Origin of the sequence: Aliiroseovarius sp. PrR006 (genome assembly GCF_010500215.1) — a bacterium.
GTDB lineage: Bacteria > Pseudomonadota > Alphaproteobacteria > Rhodobacterales > Rhodobacteraceae > Aliiroseovarius.
In genome coordinates this window covers 704,995-726,103 of the sequence record NZ_JAAGOY010000004.1, presented here as the reverse complement: position 1 = coordinate 726,103, position 21,109 = coordinate 704,995, and the positions used below count along the sequence as shown (strand labels likewise).

Genomic DNA, 21,109 nt, shown 5'->3' with positions numbered 1-21,109 from the left:
TGACAAGAGGGAGAACGACAATGGAGAAAGCCTTCAAGTGGTTCTCCCGTCTTGCAGAAGCGATTGCCGGCGGCTTGCTGGCGGCAATCTTCCTGACCTTTCTTCTACAGATCGCGCTGAGATACCTGTTCACGCCCGCTGGATGGACGTTGGAGTTGATCGGTATCCTGTGGGTCTGGGTGATCTTCTTCAGTTGCGCCTTCGTGGTGCGCGAACAGGATCAAGTAAAATTTGACATTATCTATCTATCGGTCAGCAGACCGGTCCGTCGGATCTTCGCGCTTATCTCGGCTGTCGCACTGGTCGTTGGGATGCTCTACACGCTTCTTCCGACGCTGGATTACATCGACTGGATGAAGATCCGCAAAACTGCGACGGTGCGCAATCCGTTTACGGGCAACAAGATCCCCCTACGCGATGTCTTCTCAATCTACGGCGTCTTCATCGTTGCGATCGCCGTACGGTATGCGTGGCAGTTCGTCGACACCCTTCGGAACGGACCGCCCAAAACCGAGCTGGAACTGGCCGTCGAGGCGCTTCACGAAGCTGAAGCCGCAGAGAATTCCGAAGAGGATGCAAACAAATGAGCTTTGAGCTGATTTCCCTTCTTGTCACCCTCTTCTTCTTGGCAGGGATTGGCACGCCGATCGGGTATTCGATCTTGCTGGCATCGGTTGTCTATCTGGGTGTCGCTGGGCTGGACGTGGCTTTGGCGGGCGAGAAGATCCTGCAGGGCTTCTATCGCAGCACCATCCTGCTGGCCGTTCCGCTGTTTATCGTCGCCGCCAATATCATGAATGCCGGGTCGATCACCGACCGACTTCTGAATTTCTGTGTCGCGGCTGTTGGGCGCTTTAAGGGTGGCCTAGGGCATGTGAACGTGGTCGCGTCCCTTATCTTCTCGGGCATGTCGGGATCTGCTGTCGCGGATGCGGCCGGGATCGGCAAAATCATCATCGAGATGATGACCAAGGGCGACCGCTACCCGCGTGGTTATGCGGCGGCGATCACTGCCGCCACCGCCACGATTGGCCCGATCATTCCACCGTCGATCCCCATGGTGCTCTATGCGCTCGTGTCCAAGGCCTCCATCGGGTCGCTGTTCTTGGCTGGCATCCTGCCGGGGCTGATCATGGGCGCGGTGCTGATGGGCATTAACGGCTATTTGGCACGCAAGCGCGATTTTGCGCTGGAAGAGCCTATTCCGCTGCGCGAACTGCCGCGGAAAACGGCGAATGCCTTCCCGGCGCTTCTGATGCCCGCGATCCTGCTCTACGGCATCTATGGCGGCGTTACCACGCCAACGGAAGCTGCCGCTGTTGCTGCATTCTATGCGCTGATGCTGGCCTTCATGTTCTACCGCGCCATTTCACTGGGTAAGCTTTATCAGGTGTTCGTGGATAGCGCCCGGTCGTCGGCATCCGTCGGGATCGTGATTGGCGGCGCGTTCATCCTGAACTTCATCGTGATCCAGGAACAGATCCCGCAGGCGATCTCGTCCATGCTGGAAGGGTCAGAGATCAGCCCGATCATGTTCTTGATCTTGGTGAACGTCCTGATCTTGGCGCTGGGTTGTGTCTTGGATGCGACCACCATCATCTTGGTTATTGTCCCACTGTTCATCCCAACCTGCGAGGCTTTGGGCATCGACCTCGTCCACTTCGGTGTGCTGGTGGTTGTGAACTCGATGATCGGATTGATTACGCCGCCCTATGGGATCCTGCTTTTCGTGATCAACGCGGTCACCGACATCCCGCTGCGCGAGATCATCTCTGAAATCTGGGCTTTCCTGATTGTGCTGGTTCTGGCGCTGATCGCGATGATGTTGTTGCCCGACATGATCCTGTGGCTGCCGAGGCTCTTTGGATACCAAGGCTAATGTCACTTGCAATTTCGACCACGTCCATCCCCGGTGATCTTGAAGAAAAACTCTCGGTCATCGCGGATGCGGGATTTGCCGCTGTGGAACTGCACGAGCCGGATTTCACCGGGTTTCACGGATCCGCCGAGGACGTCGCGCAGATGGCGCAAGGGCTTGGGCTTTCAATCAACCTTTTGAAACCTTTCAACGATCTGGAAGGTTGGGAGGGCGAAGATCGCGCCCGCGCTTTTGACCGGCTCGAGCGCAAGTTTGACCTGATGGGGGCGCTGGGCACGGACATGCTGCTGATTGGCGCCTCCAGCCGCGAGATGCCAATTGAACAAGCCACCGCAGACCTTGCAGATGCCGCTGCCCGGGCCAAAGCGCGCGGGATGCGTCTGGCCTATCTTGCGCTGCCGTGGGCGGGATCGGTTCAAACCGATGCACAGGCACTGGACCTGATCCGGCAGATCGATAATCCTAATCTGGGCCTTGCGCTGAACAGCTACTTCTCGCTCGCGGATGGTGCCAAACCTGCCCAGTTGCGTGACCTGCCGGGCGAACGTGTGTTCCATGTTCAGCTGTCCGACGCGCCGCGCACGCAGGGGGCCATTCGCAGCCTCAAGCGGCATTTCGGCATGTTGCCCGGCTTGGGGTCATTGAACCTTGCGGGGTTCGTGAAGGTCCTGTCGCGTGCTGGATATAAGGGTGCGTGGTCGGTTGCGCGCGTGAACGAACACAGCCCGCGTCCCGGCGGGCGCACATTGGCGCAAGATGGCTATCGGGCACTGGTGAACCTGCTGGACGAGGTGTCCCGCAGCGATCCCGATCTGACATTCGACATTCCCGACCTTCCGCCGCGCGTTTACACGTCAGGGTTTGAGTTCATCGAGTTCGCGGCGGATACAAGCAGCGGCAAAGACCTGACCGATATGCTGTCGGCCATGTGTTTCCGGATGGAACGCAAACACGTCTCGAAATCTGTCGAACTGTGGCGACAGGGCGCGATCAACATTGTCGTGAACACGGAAAAAGAGGGTTTCGCGCATTCCGCCTTCATCGGCCACGGCCCGTCGGTCTGTGACATGGGGCTACGGGTGAAGGACGCGGACCAGACCGTCGCGCGCGCCACTGCACTTGGCACACCGAAGTTCTCGCAACCTGTTGGCACGGGCGAACTGGACATCCCGGCCATTCGCGGTGTCGGCGGCAATGTCGTGCATTTCATCGACGAGAAATCCGACCTGCATCGGGTCTGGGATATCGAGTTCGAACCCGTGGCCAAAACGGAAGCCACCCAACCGGCCGGTCTGCGCCGTATCGACCACGTGGCCCAGACCATGCGCTACGAGGAGATGCAAAGCTGGCTCTTGTACTACACCTCGACCTTCGAGATGGCGAAGTCTCCGATCGTCGATGTGGCAGACCCGGCAGGTGTGGTGCACAGCCAAGCCATCGAAAGCCCGGAGGGCGAAGTCCGCCTGAACCTGAACGGGGCCGAAGGCCATCGCACCTTCGCGGCCTCGTTCTTGGCTGACAAGTTCGGCGCAGGGGTGCAGCATATCGCCTTCCTAAGCGACGACATCTTTGAGACCTCTGCGCAGCTCGCCGCGCATGGTTTCCCAAGGTTGGAGATCTCGCCCAACTACTTCGATGATCTGCAGGCGCAGTTCGGTCTAGACGACAACCTGATCGCACGGCTGCGCGCAGGTAACATCCTCTACGACCAGCAGGGCGACACCGCCTATTACCAGATTTACAGCCAGCCGATCTTCCAAGGCTTCTTCTTCGAGATCGTCCAGCGCACCCGTAGCTACGCCGGTTATGGCGCCCGCAACGCGTCCGCCCGTCTGGCTGCGCAAATGAAACACCAACGACCAGCAGGGATACCGCGCACATGAAAGCCGCGCTGATTGGACATAATATCGGGGGGTCACTGACCCCGGACATGCATGTGGCCGAGGCTAAGGCTCAAGGCTTTGCCTATGACTATCAACGGTTTGACACCGCGACGCCTCCGTTTGACGGGATGACCTTGAAGGACATCCTGCACCGGGCCGAGGCAGACGGCATGGTCGGCGTAAACGTAACCCATCCTTTCAAAGCAGACGCTGCCAGCTTGATGCACGAGCTATCCGAGACTGCGCAGGCGTTGGGCGCTGTGAACACAGTCCTGTTCAAAAACGGTCTCTGGGTCGGGCACAACACGGATTACGTTGGGTTCCGCTCGGCGCTGCGCAGCGAGATGCCGATGGCTTCGATTGCGAAAGTTCTGTTGGTTGGGGCAGGGGGCGCAGGAGGCGCTGTTGCGCTTGCGTTGATCGATCAGGGATGCGGTGCTCTTTGCGTGACTGACACGTCCGTCGACCGCGCCGAAGCCCTTGCTGCACGACTGCAAGCGGCGCGACCGCGGGCGCAGATTCAGGTCGCGCGCAGCTTTGAAAATGCCGATTCCACCAGCCTGAGCGGCGTGGTCAACGCGACCCCCATCGGGATGGATGCGCACCCGGGCGTGGCCTTTGATCCAACCCAGCTTGCCCCGGCCTGCTGGGTTGCCGACATCATCTATTTCCCGCGTGAAACTGAGCTGCTTAAGCAGGCCGCGTCGCGGCGTCTGCGCACTATGGATGGGTCCGGCATGGCGATCTTTCAGGCCGCCGCTGCGTTTCACCTGATGACTGGAAAGACAGCCTCGCCGCAACGGATGTCCGAGCAGTTCAAGCAACTTGTATCTCTGGAGCGGGAGGTAGTGGCATGACCGTCCAAGTTTCAGATGCAGACGCCATTCGCCATTGGTGGCGCACATCGATCATCGACATGGAGCCGGGTAAGATCGCGTTCCGCGGCCACCCAATTCAGGACCTGATTGGCAATGTGTCCTTTCCGCAGATGATCTGGCTGATGGTGCGTGGTGACATGCCAAGCGCCGACGAAGCCGCACTGTTCGAGGCCGCTTTGGTGGCCGGGGTGGATCACGGACCGCAAGCGCCTTCGATCGCCGCTGCGCGCATGGCGGCGACCTGCGGTGTCGGGCTGAACAACGCCATGGCAACGGCTGTGAATATGCTGGGCGATGTACATGGCGGCGCGGGCGAACAATGCGCCGAGCTTTACTATGGCATCTCGGACAAATTGCGCGACGGGTTGGGGCTGAACGAGGCGGTCACCAGTGGGCTGGACGACTGGCGCGCGCAGTATGGCAAGATTGTCTCTGGGTTTGGGCATAGGTTCCACAAACCGGTCGATCCGCGGGCGCCGCGGCTGATGCAATTGGTGCGCGATGCTGCCGCCAAGGGCACGGTTTCTGGCCTGTTTGCAGATATCGGCGAAGAGGTTCAGGCCGAGCTCGGCCGTCAGCGCGGCGGGCGCCCAATCGCGATGAACATTGATGGCGCGACCGCAGTGATCTTCTGCGAACTTGGCTTCCCTGCGCCTCTGTCACGCGGGCTATTCTGCCTGTCCCGATCCGTCGGCGTGCTGTCCCATGCGTGGGAGCAAATGAACCAGGGTGGTCGGAACAAAGGTCCGATGCCGCCCAGCTATTTACCACTTTATGAAGCGAAAGAAGATGACCGGTGATGCACCGAAAACCTTCCGGGTCGGCCTTGTTGGATGTGGCCGTATAAGTGACATCTATCTGACGACACTTGCGAAATTTTCCGAGGTCGAGGTCGTGGCCTGTGCCAGCCTTGATCTTAAGGAAAGCCGGGCAAAGGCCGCGCAGCACGGGATTGCGCGTGCCTGTCTGGTCGACGAGGTGATTGCCGATCCCCAGATCGACTGTATCCTCAACCTGACCATTCCGGCAGCCCATGCCGACATTACGCGGCGGGCGCTTTTGGCGGGCAAGCATGTTTATTCCGAGAAGCCTTTCGTCACGGATATGGACGAGGGCCGTGAGTTGTTGGCGTTGGCCGAGGCACGTGGGCTGAAGCTGGGCAACGCGCCTGATACGTTTCTGGGCGGGCGTTGGCAAACCGTGCGCCGCTTGATCGACGAGGGCGCGATTGGCCGTCCGACCGGGGTGTTTGCCCATGTGGGCACCCATGGCACCGAACGGCACCATCCGAACCCAGACTTTTACTATCAGGCAGGGGGCGGGCCGCTTTTGGACCTTGGCCCCTACTACCTGACCGCCATGGTGTTCTGCCTTGGCCCCATCGCGCGTGTGGCGGGCATGGCAAACCGTGCCTTCACCCAGCGCCGGATCGAAAATGGCCCCCGCAATGGCGCGTGGATCGATGTGCAGGTCGACACGCATTCCCTCAGCCTGATCGAGTTCGAAACCGGGGCCGTTGGGTCCATGACCATGAGCTTCGACATTTGGGACAGCGAAACCCCTCGGTTCGAAATCTATGGCGAGGACGGCGTGATCTCGATCCCCGATCCCGATCCGGTGCATGGTGCGAATGATTTCCACGGCCCGGTTTGGCTGCGCACGCGCGAAACTTCGCGCTGGTCACATCAACCCCGGCCCACGGGACGTGAAGACTGGCAGGTGGTCGAAAACCACCACGGCTTCAACGAAAACTGCCGGGGTCTGGGCCTGCTCGATCTGGCTTTGGCCGTGCGCGACGATCGGCCCGTTCGGGCGAGCGGCGAGCTTTCCTTCCATGTGTTCGAGGTGATGGATGCTATCGCCCGCGCCCCACAGGAAGGGCTTTACCAGCGTATCGCCAGCACATGCCCGGTACCGGAACCGCTGCCCGAAACCTTCCCCGCCAGTGAAGCCACCCAAACAAAAGAGACCGCCAATGCCCATTGAAACCCTCACCATAGCCGAGCCGTTTTTCGGCATACGCCACGTCACGGACGAGGCCCAGTATGATGTCGCCGACCGCGCGATTGTGGTAAACGTCGCTGACCGGCCAATATACATCGAGGGCCAGTCACTCGCCCCGCTGCAATCAGCGATCTTTGCCAATGTCACCTTGCACGATGTGGGACGCGCCATCGCGGTGGAGCGGTTCGACGCCTACACGGATGACGCCGCCCTTTGCTCTGACGTGCGCGCGACGTGGCCGACGGCGTTTGAGTTGCGCGGCGAAGAACGGCTGCGCGGGGTTGAACACTACATGTCGCCCAAGGTTTTCGTCGGCAATATCGGTCTGACCATGTATCATTCGGCCTCGGTGCCGCTGAATGTCGGCCTGCACAAGGACCACCCGTTCTGTCCGGTTCCGGGATTTCGCGAGGTGCACACCCAGATTGTCGGGTTCGGCAAGATGCAGCAATGCCGCGAACGCGACCCGGCTACGCTGTATCTGGAAGAACCCATGGCGCCGGGCATGACGCATCGTCCGATGTATGACGCCCAAGGCAACTATCCTTGGCACCAATATGAAACGACCACGCCCAGCATCTTCATGGCGCTGGAAATTCTGCCCGAGGGGGCAGAGATCCCGAAACTGGGAGGATAAAATGACCGAGAGACTTCTGCCCGAAACTTTGGACTTCAATGGGGCTTTTCCCAACCTTTCACGGCGGCTTCGCCTCGGCGTGGTTGGGGGTGGGCGTATTTCCGTTATGCAGGCCACGGCTGCGCGCATGACCGACCGATGGGAAGTGGTCGCGGGGGCGCTGTCTTCGGACCCGGAACGCGCCCGCGCGCGGGGCGCGGAGTGGTTCCTGGACCCCCACCGCTGCTATGCTTCGTTTGACGACATGGCGCAGGCCGAAGCCGCTCGACCTGATGGGGTCGACGCGGTGATGATCACCACGCCCAACAATTTGCATTTTCCTGCCGCCAAGGTGTTTCTGGATGCAGGGATTGATGTGATCTGTGACAAGCCCCTGACAAATGAGGTCGCCGAGGCCAAATCCCTGGTCGACCTGACGGCCAAGACCGGGCAGGTGTTCGGCGTTAGCTACGTCATGTCCTGTTTCCCGATGATCCGTCAGGCCCGCGAAATCGTGGCCGAGCGGCGCATTGGCAACATCAACCAGATCCATGTGGAGTTCCTGCAGGACTGGATGACGCCCGATGATGCGGCCGACGCGCCGCATGTGAAATGGCGGCTCGACCCAAAAATCTCGGGTCCGACAAGCTGTGTGGGCGACATCGGCACCCACGCTGCGCATCTGGCAAGCTTTGTCAGCGGGCTTGAAATGACGGACCTGCGGGCAGAGTTCCACGTCTGCGGCGCGCCAAAACCGCTTGAAGATACGGTGTTCATGTTCACGCGTTTCCAAAACGATGTGCCCGGCACGCTGATGGCGACCCGTCTTGCACCGGGCAATCGCGGCGGATTGCGGCTTCGGATTTACGGGTCCGAGGGCGGTCTGGAATGGGATCTGGAACACCCCGAACAGCTGAAATTCTATCGCTATGGTGAATCGGATCAGGTGATCAGCCGGGGTCATGGTCACGGTGTCAGTGCGGCCACCGAACGTCTGGTGCGCACGGGGCGCGGCTTTCCAGAGGGGTTCATCGAAGCATGGGCCAATCTCTATACAGAGTTTGCCATGGCTGTGGCAGCACGACGCGACGGCGTGGACCTTCCCGACGGCTGGGTGAGCTTTCCCAAAGTGGCCGAGGGTGCCGCCGGGGTGCAGTTCATCGCGGCCTCGGTGCGGTCAAACGAGAAAGGCGGGGAGTGGGTCGCGATCTGACCCAAACCGGGCAGGGGACCCGGGTGCGAAATCAGTAATTGATATTTTAAAAAATATCAGATATTTTAGATTGCGTAGGATAAACCTGCGACTCGCTGATTTCGTCCGGAGCCCATTTCATGCCCGACACTGCCCAATTGGCCGATGACACACCGCTGTATTCATTGGCGCATCTGACCCTGATTGGGGCGTCACCGCCCGAACTGGTCTATATCGCTGCGCGTGCGGGCTATGATGCCGTCAGCCCGCGCTTTATCCCGATGAAAGTCCCGGGGGAGTTCACGGAAGCCCCCGTGGACAAGGCGCAGGTGCAGGCTACGAAGACGGCGCTGGCCTCGACTGGATTGAAGGTGCTGGACGTGGAACTGGCCCGCATCACCGAGGACGTGGATCCGCGCAGTTTTGAACGTGCCTTGGAGTTGGGCGGCGAATTGGGCGCCAAGCGGATGATCATGTCTGCCTGGACACCGACCCGAGATGACCGCAACTTCCTTGTCGATGTCTATGGCGAGACCTGCGATCTGGCCGCGCCCTATGGCATCTCTGTTGATCTTGAATTCCCGTCCTTCTCGCGCCTACGCACCTTGGACGAGACGCTGGATATCGTGCGTGCAGCGGACCGCCCAAATGGCGGCATTCTTGTGGACACGCTCTATCTGCACCTCAGCCGCGTCGATCTGGGTGAACTTCTGCACGTCCCGTCCGAGCTGTTCCACTTCCTCCACATCTCGGACTGCCTGCCCGGCATCGCGGACACCCGCGAGGGGATGATCCAGCTGGCACGTGATGCACGCCTCTATCCGGGCGAAGGCTGGATTGACTTTGCTGGCATCATCGAACGGATGCCCCCGGTCGATTACTCCATCGAACTACCCAACCAGAGCCGCGTGGCCGAACTGGGATACGAAGAACATGCGCGGCGTTGCTTGCAACACGCGAAACGAACCTTCGGCGAGGCGCGCTCTCAGCGCCGGATGCCGGATGCAGCTACTCTCCAACACAATGAGGATCATCATGAGCAAAGAGCTCACTGACGCGGACCGCCAGCTGGCGGCCGACATGCTGGCGCGTGCGCGCGCGGCCATGGCTGAAATCGAAGACTGGTCGCAGGAGCAACTGGACCGTCTGAGCCAAGCGATTGCTTGGTATGCGGGCAACGAGAAAACCTTCACCCGTCTGGCGGAACAGGGCGTGGATGAAAGCGGCATTGGCGACCGCGCAGGCCGCCCTGCCAAACGTTTCAAGATCCAGATGGTGCTGCGCGATGTGCTGCGCACCCCGTCGACCGGCATCGTTGAAGTGGACGAAGAAAAGGGCCTGGTGAAATATGCCAAACCGGCAGGTGTGATCGCCTCGCTGATCCCGATGACCAACCCCGCGATGACCCCGCCCGTAACCGGTGTATCTTCCGCCAATGCACGCAACGCGGTTATCTTCTCTCCGCACCCGCGCACGGCGCAAACCACATGGGAAATGACCGAAGTGATGCGCGCGGCGTGTCGTGCCGTTGGGGCTCCTGAAGACCTGTTCCAAGCGATCCGCAAGCCGTCAATCCCGCTGACCCAGCACCTGATGGAGATCTGTGATCTGACCCTAGCCACCGGCGGCAAGCCGATGGTGAAAGCGGCCTATAGCTCGGGTCGCCCGGCTTACGGCGTGGGCGCGGGCAACAGCTCGATTGTCATCGATGAAACTGCCGATCTGGACATCGCCGCGATGAATACTCGCATTTCCAAAACCTCGGATTTCGGGTCGGGCTGTTCGGCGGATGGCAATATCATCATTCAGAAGTCGATCTATGACGATATGGTCAAGGCGCTTGAGGCCGAAGGTGGCTATCTGTGTAGCGCCGAAGAAAAAGCGATGCTTGAGGCCGCGATGTGGGACGAGAAGGGCAACCGCACCTTCCCGACCATCGCCTGCCGCCCGCAGCAAACCGCCGAGGTCGCTGGCTTCTCGATCCCCGAAGATCGCAAGTTCCTGATGGTGGAAAACCAAGGGCAGATCGGGCCAGAGCACAAGTTCTCAAAAGAGAAGCTGACCACGCTGATGGCGCTCTATCACTTCGAGACCTTCGATGATGCGCTGGACACGGTCAGCCAAATCTACGCCACCGGCGGCAAAGGCCATTCGTGCGGCATCTACTCGCATAATGACGAGAACATCGACCGCTTGGCACGCCTCGCCCCGGTCAGCCGCATGATGGTGCGCCAGCCGCAATCCAAGGCCAATGCAGGCGCTTGGACAAACGGCATGCCGATGACCAGCTCGCTGGGCTGCGGCATCTGGGGTGGCAACATCACCAATGAAAACGTCACCATGAAACACATGATGAACTACACATGGGTCTCGCGGCCCATTGCCGAAGACCGCCCCTCGGAAGAGGAGCTGTTTGGCGAGTTCTACGGACAGGAGATCGCGTGATGGATGGATCGAACGTAACAGGCAAAACGGTTGCCGAACATATCGTCGACTTTCTGGAACGGCGCGAGGTCGAACACGTGTTTGGCCTGTGTGGTCACACGAACATCGCCGTTCTGGCGGCGCTCGCTGAAAGCCCGATTGACTTCATCACCGTGCGCCATGAACAGATCGCCAGTCACGCGGCGGACGCTTATGCGCGCGTGACGGGTAAGGCCTCGGTGGTGTTGTCGCACCTCTCTCCCGGTTTGACGAACTGCGCCACCGGGGTCGCAAATGCGGCGCTGGATTGCATCCCGATGGTGGTGATCGCGGGCGACATTCCGACCCATTATTATGGCAAGCACCCGCACCAAGAGGTGAACCTGCATGCAGATGCCGCCCAGTGGGAAATCTATCGACCTTTCGTGAAACGCGCTTGGCGCGTGGATCGGGCGGACCTGATGGCCGAGATTCTGGAAAAGGCGTTCCACTTGGCTGAAAGTGGTCAGCCCGGTCCGGTTCTGGTCAATGTGCCGATGGACATTTTCTCGGAAGTGATCCCGTCGGACACGTTTGACCGCATCTTGGGCAACACCCGCGCGCTGAAGAAGCCGTCGATCGACGACGAAACCGCGCGCGAGATTGTCGAGACTCTGGCAAAAGCAGACAGTCCTGTGGCCTATGTGGGCGGCGGCATTTTGTTGGCGCAGGCCAGCGAAGAGCTGCGTGAATTCGTCGAGTATATGGGCCTGCCGGTCGCGCATTCCCTGATGGGCAAGGGTGCATTGCGCGATGATCACCCGTTGGTCATGGGCATGACCGGGTTCTGGGGCACCGAATTGGTGAACCAATCCTGCCTGAATGCGGACTATGTCTTCGCCGTCGGGACACGCTTCAAGGAAGCCGATTGCTCTAGCTGGTATCCCGGCTACACGTTCAATATCGGCGGGAAGGATGACACAACCAAGGTCATCCATATTGACATCGAACCGCAGGAAATTGGGCGCAACTATCCGACTGAAATCGGCGTGGTTGCCGATGCCAAAGCCGCGTTGCGCGTGCTGACACGGGTTGCAAAGGAGATGTACCCCGACGGCTTCCCGCGCGCGAAAAAGAAGGCCGAGATTGCCAAGTTCCGCACCAAGTTCAAAGCGTCAAACACCGAGATGCAGACGTCGTCCGCGTTCCCGATGATGCCTGAACGCATTCTGGCGGATGCCCGCAAGGCCTTGCCCGATGATGCGATCATCACCACCGATGTAGGCTGGAACAAAAACGGGGTCGGGCAGCAGTTCGATATCCTCACCCCCGGCTCGATCTTGACCCCCGGCGGCTTTGCCACGATGGGCTTTGGCCCCCCGGCGACGATTGGAGCTAAACTGGCCGCGCCGGATCGCGTGGTGATCAGCCTTGTGGGCGATGGCGGCTTTGGTCAGAACCCATCCATGTTGGCCACTGCCGTCGAGCTGGATTTGGGCATCATCTGGCTGGTGATGAACAACAACGCTTTCGGCACTATCGCGGGGCTGCAAAAAGCCCATTACGGGCTGACCTATGGCACGACCTTCCCCGGCACCGCCGCCGCGCCTACCAACGGGCCGGGCTATGCCGAGATCGCGCAGGCCTATGGCGCAGTCGGGGTGCGGATTACGTCTGCGGACGAATTGCTTCCTGCGCTTGAGGCGGCGATTGCCAGTGGTAAACCCACGGTTCTGGACGTTCCGATGATCAACAACCCGACGCCGACGACGGGGCATTGGAACATCCTTGATATCTATTCGCCGGACAAAGACGTGTCTCACGTCGCAACCTAAGACCAACAGCCGGGGCCTCGTGCCCCGGCCATTTATTGGGGGATCACCATGTTCAACACCATCCTCGTTCCGGTCGCTTTGGACCACACCGAAACACTTGCGCGGAAACTGGACATCGCCCGACAATTGCGGGGGCCAGAAGGCCGTATCATTGCGGTTTCGGTTCTCGAAGATATTCCCTCTTACGTTGCCGAATACGCCATGGTGAAGCCCGACCGGAAGAAGATGGTTCAAGAAGTCAGGAAAGCCTTCGAGGACGCGTTGACCGGTCAGGACGATGTCGAGCGCGTGATCCTTGCCGGCAAGCCCGGCGTGGTGCTTGCGAACTACGCCGAAGAGATCGGCGCGGACCTGATCGTCGCCGGCGCAAGCCGCCCCGGAAGTGAGGGCTATGCGCTCGGGTCAACCGCGTCACGGCTGGCAAGACGTGCGCCATGCTCGGTGCTCGTGATTAGGTGACCTGTCGGCTTGGTGACTGTTATTAGGCGGTTTTACGCGCCTTCTGTGCGTCAAGATGGTCAATAACGTAATCTTCTGGGACCTGCTTTGCGATAGATTTTCTAACCAATGCCGCCTGCGTTGCAGGCGCCAAGCCTCCACTAGGCGGATCAGTGTCGAGATTCGTCGGGAAAGAGTAACCTTCCGCCGACGCCGCGATCACGGCATCCAGTTCAGGCGCCGACAACTGCCCGTCACGCCAGATTTCAGATAGCGGGCCATACAGTTTCTTGCACATGCCCAACCGGTCTACGCTTTCCATGGCACGCCCGAAGGCCGAGGAAATCTGAAGCAGATTGACCATCCGGTGCACATTAGTGCTGTAGTTCTCGCCAGCAGCGTGGAACAATGCTGGATTAAAGAAGATCGCATCGCCCTTTTCTAGGGGGAGCTGGACGTGATGCTCTTCGAAATAAGCGCGGAAATCCTCTCGGCGCCAAGCTGCATAGCCCGGTTTGTAGAGCTGCGAAAACGGAAGCAGCTTTGTTGGTCCGCCTTCGATTGGTACGTCACAATGCGCGACCCCGCCCTGCAGTGTCATCAGCGGCGACAACTCGTGAACATGGGCCGGGTAGGTGGCGCTGACCTCGGCCGTCTGGAACCCAAGGTGATAGTCGCGATGGGCCTGCTGGGCTTGGCCCCCGGGGTGGACAAGATTGACTTGAGCCGTCATTTGATAATTCGGGCCAAGCCAGCTTTCGGCGGCCGCATCGATGGCAGGCGCGGCGAAATAGCGGATAAAGACCTCGGGTGCTGCAAAGCAGAGCTTTTGCAGCGAGTTCCAGATCCGATCGTTGCTACCTGCGGGCGCGAAATGGTCTGCAGCGTCTCCACTGTTTGTCTTTTCATCCTTGATGATCTGCTCATAGGTCAACGAAGCGGCGTCGATTGCGTCGTGGTCTGGTTGCGCCTGCTTAAGCACGAATACGCCAGCGCCAGCCTTCAGGATCGTCGCCCACTCCGCCATCATGGTTCGACGTGCGTCGGCATTTTCAAGATGCTCTGTCAGGGCGGGGACATCGTAGATCGGGATATTCTTCTTGATCGCTTTGGCGAGAGGTACCTGTGCAGGAAGAAGCTCGCGAGCGGTCAGCGCCGCGAATTCGTCCAAGTTACAGGTGTCAGCGGAATAGAAGCCAGTTTCAGTCAGCGTTGCGGTGTTCATCGGGGTCCTCCTGTTCGTCACAGTTAAAATACAAGCACCCGCACTTGATTGTGGTCGAAAACACATCAATAAACCATCAAATGACACATCGCTTCCCCATAAAGGAAATCGCGCGACAAGCTGGGCTTGGTACGGCCACGGTAGATCGGGTGCTGAACAATCGCGCTCACGTCAGTCCACAGACCCGCGCACGGGTCGAGGCCTCCGTGGCCGAGTTGGAGGCGCAGGAGCGTCAGCTTTCCGCGCGGGGGCGGCGGATGTTCGTGGACGTGGTCGTCGAGGCGCCGCAGCGGTTCAGCCGTCAAGTTCGCGCCGCTTGCGAGGCGGTGTTGCCGTACCTGTCCGAGGCGGTGTTTCGCCCGCGTTTCGTGTTTCAGGAAGTGATGGCAGAAGACGAGATCGTCGCTGCCCTTGAGCGCATCAAGAAGCGCGGCAGTCAGGGAGTAATTCTGAAGGCGCGGGATGTTTCAACCGTGGCCGATGCGCTGAATGACCTAGAGACCGCAGGCATACCTGTCGTCACCTTGGTAACGGATATTCCGCAGTCCGATCGCTCGGCTTATGTGGGGATCGACAATGCCAAGGCCGGGTTCACTGCCGCCTATATGTTGGCCAACCTGCTTCCAGAATCGACCGGAACGGTCCTGACCTCGCGCAGTCAGGAGGCCTTTCAGGGTGAAGCGGAGAGGTTTCTGAGCTTCCGAGAGCGGTTTTTGGCTTTGCGCCCGGACTACAAAGTTTTGGAAATATCCGGAGGGGCCGGGCTGTCCGCCAAGACAAAGCGTCGGATCGTCACCGGATTGGAACAGGTGTCTTCCGTGGATGCCGTCTATTCTATGGGCGGCGGCAACCGCGCGATCCTTGATGCGCTCAAAGACACCGGTTTGGCTCCACGGCATTTTATCGCCCATGACCTTGATGCAGATAACCTGTCGTTGCTCAGGCAAGGTGATATCGGGTTTGTTTTACATCACGATTTGCATCACGACATGCGCCAAGCCTTCCGCGCTATTTCGGCGCGTCACGGGCTGTCTCCACCGGCCGAGATGTCCCAATTGAGCGACGTGCAGATCATCGCGCCGTACAATATTCCTGGGCTGGTTGGCTGAAGGCATAGGCGCTGCCTTCAGCCCTCAAGATCAGGTCAGATCAACCGGTGCGCCCTCAGCAAGCGATTGTGCGGCGGCATCGGCCAAAAGCTGCGCCTGCAGGCCGTCGAACAAGTTTGGGGACGGCGTGCGTCCCGTCGCGATCGCGTCGATGAAATGGCGCATTTCAGCCCGATAGGCGGCTTCATAGCGTTCCAGGAAGAAATGTTGTGCGGGCGCGCGTGTGAAGCCCGAGGCCGTTGCCATTTCCACTGTGGTCTCGTGCACGTTGTCCGCACGCAGCATGCCACCTGACCCGTGCACCTCGATCCTCTGATCATAGCCGTAACTGGCGCGGCGCGAGTTGGTGATCTGGCAGATCTTGCCACTGGCGGTCGTCAGTGTGACGGCGGCGGTGTCGACGTCACCAGCCTTGCCGATCTCGGGATCCACTAGCGACGATCCGACGGCGTAGACACGCACCAGTTCCTCGCCCAGCAGGAACCGCGCCATATCCAGATCGTGAATCATCATGTCACGAAACAGCCCGCCCGAACTTTCGATATAGCTGACCGGGGGAGGGGACGGGTCGCGCGACTGGATCGTCACGATCTCGACCTCGCCAATCTGTCCTTGGCGCAGGCGGGCTTGCAGGTCTGCGAAATTGGGATCGAAACGTCGATTGAAGGCGGTCAGGAATGGCACGCCTGCGTCTTCCACAACCTGCATGCAGTCGCGAATGCGATCTGACGACAGGTCCACCGGTTTCTCGCAGAAAATGGCCTTGCCGGCGCGGGCAGCAGCATGGATCAGGTCGTAATGGGTATCCGTCGGGGTGCCGATCACCACCGCGTCCACGTCCGCGCTTTCGATTAACGCCAGGGGCTCCAGCACCTTGGCCCCGGTGCGGTCCGCCAAAGCTTGGGCCGGTTCGGCGAATGCATCCGCGACGGCGGTCACAGTGGTGTCGTCGATCTGGCTGACCGAGCGGGCGTGTACTTGGCCAATCCGGCCACAGCCCAGAAGTCCGATCCGTGTCATCTTAGGCTCCTTTGAACGCTTGTAAGACTCGGCGGGTTGCGGCCACCACCGGGTCGTGAGTTTCTTTCAGGATCTGCACACGGTCAAACCGCGCTGGGTCGGCATTGACGGCGTCGCGCAGGGCATGTCCGAACGCCATGCGCAGCTCGGTCCCGATGTTGAATTTGCAGATTTTTGATCCGCGAGCGAGGGCGGTGCGCTGGTCGACCGGCACTCCGGACCCGCCATGGATCACCAACGGAACCTCGGTCACGGCTTCGATTGCGCGGATGCGGTCAACGTCCAGACCGCCCTCCTTGTCCTGCTGCAAATGCACATTCCCGACCGAGATCGCCATCGCATCCACGCCGCTGTTACGGGCGAAGGCTGCTGCTTCCTCAGGGTCCGTTCCTGCAGAGCCTTCGCCACCGGAATAGCCGACAAAGCCGATCTCGCCTTCACAGGAAACACCCGCTGCATGCGCCATTTCGGCAATTGCGGCGGTCTCGTCTATGTTTTGCTGGAGCGGCTTGCGCGACCCGTCGAACATCACCGAGGTAAACCCGCTGTCGATCGCCTCGCGGCATTCATCGAACGTGTACCCGTGGTCAAGATGTGCCACGACCGGAACCGAGGCGGCCTCGGCCAAGTGGCGAAACATCTTGCCGAGCACCGGCAGGGGCGTGTGTTCGCGACAGGACGGGCCTGCCTGCAGGATGACCGAGACACCCTCGGCCTCGGCCGCCGCCACATAGGCGCGCATTTCTTCCCAGCCCAGCGTGACCAGACCGGCCACAGCGTAGCCTTCCTTCAGCGCGGGCTGAAGGACATCTTTTAGCGTCACAAGGGTCATTTGAACTTCGCCACCATGTCCATGATGCCGGGAATGGTGTGAAGCTGTTCCTCATGCGTCGGCTGGAAATACTGCTTCAAGCTGCGCTGGCTTAGACCGCCCAGAATGGTGAAGTAGTACATCTGGTAACCGGGTAGAACCGCGCAGGGATGATAACCTTTGTCCAACATGATCGTGGACCCATCCATGATGTGATAGGCGTCGCCGGGCTTGTTGTCTTCGCGCTGCAACATCTGCACGCCCGAGCCGTAGCTCGGCTTGAAGCGGAAATTGTAGGTCTCGTCATGGCGGGTTTCGATCATTCCGCCATTGGGGTCGGGCCGGTCGGTGTCGTGCTTGTGCGACGGAAAGCCAGACCAGCCGCCTTCACCCACGGTGTAAAGTTCGCTGACCAAAAGGCGTCCCACGCGGTCATGGTGGTTCGCGCCAAGGATGTGCTTGATCTTGCGGTGGGTCTTGGTGTCGTCCGACCCGTATTGCACCACGTCCAGCTCGGCCTCGCGCACGTCGAACGGCTCCAGCACCTTGTCGTATTTCGCACCGGCGATGAAGGTTTCGGTCGCGTCGGTCTTGCAGGTGATACGGACCTTGGAGCCGACGGGAACGTAGACGCCTTCAGGCTCGCCGTCCCACACGTCTTCGGTGCGGTTGCCGAGATCCGGATAGACGGCCCCCTCGACATCCACATCGACCGTGCCTGTCGCAGGCACCACGCAAGTTTCATAGCCGGGCACGGCGTATTCGAACACCTCGCCCTTCTTCAGCTTTACGATGTTAAAATAGTTCAGCGGGACCAGCGCGTTATCCGCATCCACGATGGGTTTGTTCTGGTTGTCATGAGGCGCAATGTGCATTGGGCTCTCCTTTCATTCCGTTGGGCCGGGGTGCGAGGCCAAGAAGGCCTCAAGCTCGGCAGTTGTAGGCATGGCATTGGCGCAGCCGGGTTTCGAGACGACGATGGATGCGCAGGCCGAGCCGCGCAGCACGGCGTCGCGCAGGCTGTGGCCCGCGGCGATCGAGGCCAGCAGCCCCGCCATGAAGCTGTCGCCCGCGCCATTGGGTTTGACGGCGGTGACAGGATAAATTCCGGTGCGGATTTCTTCCCCATCGACCAAGGTAATCGCGCCTTCGTGCCCCATCTTGTAGACCACCATGCGCCCCTCGGCGGCGAGGGCGCGCGCCTTGTCGAGCCCTTTGTCGATACCGCCCGCCATGAACCCGAATTCCTCGTCATTGCCGACGATCAGGTCACTGGCTTCGCCCGCGCGTGACAGAATATCGGCGGCCACTTCTGGCGAGGGCCAGCTATAGGGGCGGTAATCGATGTCGAAGATCACCGGCAGTCCGGCTTTCCGGGCCTTGTCGAAGGCCCGGAAAGTGGCCGAGCGTGACGGTTCCGCGGCAAAAACTGTGCCTGCTGTGATCAGCGCGGTGAAGGCCGAGTAATCGACCGCATCCATATCCGCTTCGGTGACTTGGAAGTCGGCAGCGCCATTGCGATAGATGACGTTCTGGAAATCCTCGATGCAGCTTTCATAGACTGCGAGCGATGTGCGGGCCTCGCCACCGACCGCCCGGACATAACGCGTTTCGACACCGTAGTCTTTCAGACGGTTCACACAGAAGCGCCCGACCGCGTCATCCGAGACCGACGTCACCAAGGCCGCTTCCGCCCCAAGTTTCACCAGTCCCGCGCAGATATTGGCCGACGAACCGCCCAGATCGGCGCGGAACGTGGTCGCGTCTTCGCTTTTGGTGCCAATCGGGTCGGCGAACATATCCATGCCCGCACGCCCGAAAACGGCAAAGCGACTGCCCTTGATACCTTCGATCAACGCCATCATACGCCTCGACGCTGTTTAGTGCGGGAGGCTTCCCAGTCGATATGCGCGGCGCGCACGCTGTCATCTTCGGTGATGTGCGGGGTGCCGACCTCCCACCAGGCGTGGCCTTCGGTGGTCCAGCCCTCATAGGGATCCACATCCATCACGATCACATAGGTTTTGTCCGACGCCTTTGCACGTTTGAACGCCTCGCCAAGCTCGGCAGGGTTCGAGACCTTCTCGGCCGTTGCCCCCATCGAAGACGCATGCGCCACGAAGTCGACGCCGAAGGGTTGCGGGATCGTCGGGCAGTCTTCCAGCAGGTTGTTGAAGCTTTCATTCCCGGTGTTGTTCTGAAGCTTGTTGATGACCGCGAAGCCGCCATTGTCCAGCACCATGACGATCATCTTCTTGTCCGACAGGACGCTGGAGTAGATGTCCGAGTTCAGCATCATGTACGAGCCGTCGCCGCAGAAGGTGATCACGTCCTGATCGGGCTCCATCTGGGCCTGCGCGATGCGGGCACCCCAAGCGCCTGCGATCTCGTAGCCCATGCAGGAGAATCCGAATTCGACATCGACGGTTCCGATGTCCAATGTTCGCCAGTTGGCCGTGACTTCTGCGGGAAGACCTCCGGCAGCGGCAATCACGCGGTCACGCTTGTCACACAACGCGTTCACAACACCGATGGCCTGCGCGTAGGAGTTCGGACGGTTGCCATACGAGACGTTCTTGGCAACGTAATTGTCCCAGCTTTTCCGCTCCGCCTGTGCGAATGCCACCCAGTCTGCAGGGGCTTTATAGTCACTTGCCGCATTCAGGGTCGCAAGGCTCTGCTTGGCGTCCCCCACGACCGGGAGCGACATATGCTTGCCCGCGTCATGCCGCGCCGCGTTGATCGAGATGAACTGCGCGTCCTTGTCAAAGGCGGTCCAAGACCCGGTGGTAAAGTCCTGCAGGCGGGTGCCAACGGCGACGATCACGTCTGCTTTCTCGGCTATCGCGTTGGCGCTGTCCGATCCGGTGACGCCGATGGGGCCGATGTTTAGTGGGTGCTCTGCCAGCATGTTAGCGCGCCCGGCGATGGTCTCGACCACGGGAATGTTGTGGGCTTCGGCGAAGGCAGTCAGCTCGTCAACCGCGCGCGAGTACTGAACCCCGCCACCTGCGATGATCATGGGGCGTTCAGCGCCGGAGAGGGCTGCGACCGCGTCGGCGATCTCGGCTTCATCCGGAGATTGGCGACGAATGCGATGCACTTTCTTGTCGAAGAACTTGACTGGATAGTCATAGGTCCAGCCCTGCACATCTTGCGGAAGGCCGAGGAAGGCCGGACCGCAATCGGCAGGGTCCAGCAGGGTCGCAATCGCAGCGGGCAGAGACTGGATCACCTGTGCGGGGTGGCTGATGCGATCCCAATATCGGCTGACAGGTTTGAACGCGTCGTTCACGCCGAAGGTCGGATCATAGAAGTTTTCCATCTGCTGCAATACGGGGTCGGGCAGGCGGGTCAGGAACGTGTCGCCACATAGAAGCAGCATGGGCAGGCGGTTGGCATGGGCCAAACCGGCGGCCGTAAGAAGGTTCGCGGTGCCGGGGCCAGCACTTGCCGCGCAGAACATAAAGCGCTGACGTAGCCATGCCTTGGCATAGCCTGCGGCGGCGAATCCCATGCTTTGCTCGTTCTGTCCGCGATACAGCGGCAGCTCGTCATGCACGGTATTCAGGGCCTCGCCCAGACAGGTCACATTGCCATGTCCAAAGATGCCGAAGCCGCCGCCACACAGGCGCATTTCTTCTCCGTCGATTTCGATGAACTGGTTGGAAAGCCAGCGAATGATCGCCTGAGCGGTTGTCAGGCGGATGGTGTCGTCTTGCGCAGACATGTCAGCGTATCTCCCACGGGAAAAATCAGTGCGGTGCCGAATGCGGCTTGCGGGGTTTCGATTCTCAGGATACAGTTTTTGCAACC

At 60.1% G+C, this 21,109-nt stretch carries 19 protein-coding genes; 13 read left to right on the top strand and 6 right to left on the bottom strand.

The features are described from left to right. The first annotated feature begins 20 nt into the window (after nucleotides 1–20). From G0Q00_RS03585 to G0Q00_RS03530, 12 genes are all read left to right on the top strand, one after another. Entirely contained in the window at nucleotides 21–587 is a 567-nt protein-coding gene (locus G0Q00_RS03585) for a TRAP transporter small permease (protein WP_163036470.1), read from the top strand. Continuing rightward, nucleotides 584–1,879: a TRAP transporter large permease gene (locus tag G0Q00_RS03580; protein ID WP_163036468.1), complete on the top strand. Its 1,296-nt coding sequence runs from the start codon at nucleotides 584–586 to the stop codon at nucleotides 1,877–1,879. Before G0Q00_RS03585 ends, G0Q00_RS03580 begins: the two co-directional genes overlap by 4 nt. Beyond that, nucleotides 1,879–3,762, top strand: coding sequence for a bifunctional sugar phosphate isomerase/epimerase/4-hydroxyphenylpyruvate dioxygenase family protein (locus G0Q00_RS03575; RefSeq protein WP_163036466.1), 1,884 nt, complete (start codon nucleotides 1,879–1,881; stop codon nucleotides 3,760–3,762). The genes G0Q00_RS03580 and G0Q00_RS03575 overlap by 1 nt, the downstream gene beginning before the upstream one ends. Further along, nucleotides 3,759–4,619: a shikimate dehydrogenase gene (locus G0Q00_RS03570; RefSeq protein WP_163036464.1), complete on the top strand. Its 861-nt coding sequence runs from the start codon at nucleotides 3,759–3,761 to the stop codon at nucleotides 4,617–4,619. The genes G0Q00_RS03575 and G0Q00_RS03570 overlap by 4 nt, the downstream gene beginning before the upstream one ends. Next, nucleotides 4,616–5,440, top strand: a complete 825-nt coding sequence (locus tag G0Q00_RS03565; RefSeq protein WP_163036462.1) for a citryl-CoA lyase — start codon at nucleotides 4,616–4,618, stop codon at nucleotides 5,438–5,440. Before G0Q00_RS03570 ends, G0Q00_RS03565 begins: the two co-directional genes overlap by 4 nt. Continuing rightward, a complete protein-coding gene (locus G0Q00_RS03560; protein ID WP_163036460.1) occupies nucleotides 5,430–6,626 on the top strand; it encodes a Gfo/Idh/MocA family protein in 1,197 nt (398 codons plus the stop codon). The genes G0Q00_RS03565 and G0Q00_RS03560 overlap by 11 nt, the downstream gene beginning before the upstream one ends. Beyond that, nucleotides 6,616–7,281, top strand: coding sequence for a hypothetical protein (locus tag G0Q00_RS03555; RefSeq protein ID WP_163036458.1), 666 nt, complete (start codon nucleotides 6,616–6,618; stop codon nucleotides 7,279–7,281). The genes G0Q00_RS03560 and G0Q00_RS03555 overlap by 11 nt, the downstream gene beginning before the upstream one ends. A 1-nt stretch (nucleotide 7,282) precedes the next feature. Next, nucleotides 7,283–8,473, top strand: a complete 1,191-nt coding sequence (locus tag G0Q00_RS03550) for a Gfo/Idh/MocA family protein (RefSeq protein ID WP_163036456.1) — start codon at nucleotides 7,283–7,285, stop codon at nucleotides 8,471–8,473. Between the two features lie 119 nt (nucleotides 8,474–8,592). Beyond that, nucleotides 8,593–9,507 carry a sugar phosphate isomerase/epimerase gene (locus G0Q00_RS03545; RefSeq protein WP_163036454.1) on the top strand — a complete coding sequence of 305 codons (915 nt, stop codon included), beginning with the start codon at nucleotides 8,593–8,595 and terminating at the stop codon, nucleotides 9,505–9,507. Continuing rightward, entirely contained in the window at nucleotides 9,488–10,897 is a 1,410-nt protein-coding gene (locus tag G0Q00_RS03540) for an aldehyde dehydrogenase family protein (protein WP_163036452.1), read from the top strand. Before G0Q00_RS03545 ends, G0Q00_RS03540 begins: the two co-directional genes overlap by 20 nt. After that, the gene (locus tag G0Q00_RS03535) at nucleotides 10,897–12,690 is read left to right on the top strand and encodes a thiamine pyrophosphate-binding protein (protein WP_163036451.1); all 1,794 of its coding nucleotides are present in this window, start codon (nucleotides 10,897–10,899) and stop codon (nucleotides 12,688–12,690) included. The genes G0Q00_RS03540 and G0Q00_RS03535 overlap by 1 nt, the downstream gene beginning before the upstream one ends. A 48-nt stretch (nucleotides 12,691–12,738) precedes the next feature. Further along, the gene (locus G0Q00_RS03530) at nucleotides 12,739–13,149 is read left to right on the top strand and encodes a universal stress protein (RefSeq protein ID WP_163036449.1); all 411 of its coding nucleotides are present in this window, start codon (nucleotides 12,739–12,741) and stop codon (nucleotides 13,147–13,149) included. Nucleotides 13,150–13,171: 22 nt separating this feature from the next. On the opposite strand, the gene G0Q00_RS03525 is transcribed toward G0Q00_RS03530, so the two are convergent. Next, nucleotides 13,172–14,353 carry a phytanoyl-CoA dioxygenase family protein gene (locus G0Q00_RS03525; protein ID WP_163036447.1) on the bottom strand — a complete coding sequence of 394 codons (1,182 nt, stop codon included), beginning with the start codon at nucleotides 14,351–14,353 and terminating at the stop codon, nucleotides 13,172–13,174. An 80-nt stretch (nucleotides 14,354–14,433) separates the two neighbouring features. Between G0Q00_RS03525 and G0Q00_RS03520 the strand changes: the two genes are divergently transcribed. Continuing rightward, the gene (locus tag G0Q00_RS03520; RefSeq protein ID WP_163036445.1) at nucleotides 14,434–15,462 is read left to right on the top strand and encodes a LacI family DNA-binding transcriptional regulator; all 1,029 of its coding nucleotides are present in this window, start codon (nucleotides 14,434–14,436) and stop codon (nucleotides 15,460–15,462) included. A 30-nt stretch (nucleotides 15,463–15,492) separates the two neighbouring features. On the opposite strand, the gene iolG is transcribed toward G0Q00_RS03520, so the two are convergent. Genes iolG through iolD form a run of 5 tightly spaced genes read right to left on the bottom strand, consistent with a single transcriptional unit; the run spans nucleotide 15,493 to nucleotide 21,023 of the window. Further along, nucleotides 15,493–16,482: an inositol 2-dehydrogenase gene (iolG, locus tag G0Q00_RS03515; protein WP_163036443.1), complete on the bottom strand. Its 990-nt coding sequence runs from the start codon at nucleotides 16,480–16,482 to the stop codon at nucleotides 15,493–15,495. Between the two features lies 1 nt (nucleotide 16,483). Next, nucleotides 16,484–17,314: a class II fructose-bisphosphate aldolase gene (locus G0Q00_RS03510; RefSeq protein ID WP_163036441.1), complete on the bottom strand. Its 831-nt coding sequence runs from the start codon at nucleotides 17,312–17,314 to the stop codon at nucleotides 16,484–16,486. Continuing rightward, a complete protein-coding gene (locus G0Q00_RS03505; protein WP_163036439.1) occupies nucleotides 17,311–18,168 on the bottom strand; it encodes a 5-deoxy-glucuronate isomerase in 858 nt (285 codons plus the stop codon). Before G0Q00_RS03505 ends, G0Q00_RS03510 begins: the two co-directional genes overlap by 4 nt. 12 nt (nucleotides 18,169–18,180) lie before the next feature. Then, nucleotides 18,181–19,155, bottom strand: coding sequence for a 5-dehydro-2-deoxygluconokinase (gene iolC, locus G0Q00_RS03500; RefSeq protein WP_163036437.1), 975 nt, complete (start codon nucleotides 19,153–19,155; stop codon nucleotides 18,181–18,183). Next, the gene (iolD, locus tag G0Q00_RS03495; protein ID WP_163036435.1) at nucleotides 19,155–21,023 is read right to left on the bottom strand and encodes a 3D-(3,5/4)-trihydroxycyclohexane-1,2-dione acylhydrolase (decyclizing); all 1,869 of its coding nucleotides are present in this window, start codon (nucleotides 21,021–21,023) and stop codon (nucleotides 19,155–19,157) included. The genes iolC and iolD overlap by 1 nt, the downstream gene beginning before the upstream one ends. Nucleotides 21,024–21,109: the final 86 nt, after the last annotated feature.